The 514-nt window shown below is 61.3% G+C and carries 1 protein-coding gene; it reads left to right on the top strand.

Annotation, left to right across the window (positions count from 1 at the left end; genetic code table 11):
* Positions 1-514 (top strand): glycosyltransferase family 39 protein (locus AC1D0P_RS28265; protein WP_477679763.1); only part of this gene is annotated, 514 nt, incomplete at both ends.

Raw genomic sequence — 514 nt, 5'->3', positions numbered from 1 at the left:
GCTCAAGAATGCGCTGCTGTTCTCGACCTATCTGCTTTCCTGGCTGGCGGCGCGCCAGGTGCTCAGGGATCGCAGTCTTCAGATCATTGCCGTCCTCGGCCTGCTCACCCTGCCGCAGGTCTCGTTCATGGCCGAACAGGATCTCGCCCATACCGTGGCCCTGATCGCGGCAACCGCTCTCTTCCTTTATGCCTTGTGCCGCATCCTGGTCCGGCCGGACATTTTTGCATATCTGATCGCCGGCCTTGCGGTCGCATTGGGGGTGCTGGCGAAGTATAATTTCGTGCTCCTGCCGGTGGCCGCCCTGCTTGCCGTGTTGCCGGAGCGGGATTTGCGCGACCGGATATGGAACTGGCGGCTTCTTATCGCCCTGCTTCTGGCCTTCGTGCTTGTCCTGCCGCATGCAATCTGGTTGATCCGGCATCTGGATTTCGCGACCGCCGAGACACTCGGCAAGATGAAGGATCACCACAAGACCTCACCCGGGCTGGTCTCGTCGATCAGGGGTGTGGCG

The sequence above is a fragment of the Polaromonas sp. P1_G2 genome (assembly GCF_056405515.1).
The sequence above is the reverse complement of the archived record's forward strand: the minus strand, read 5'-3'. Positions and strand labels throughout refer to the sequence as shown.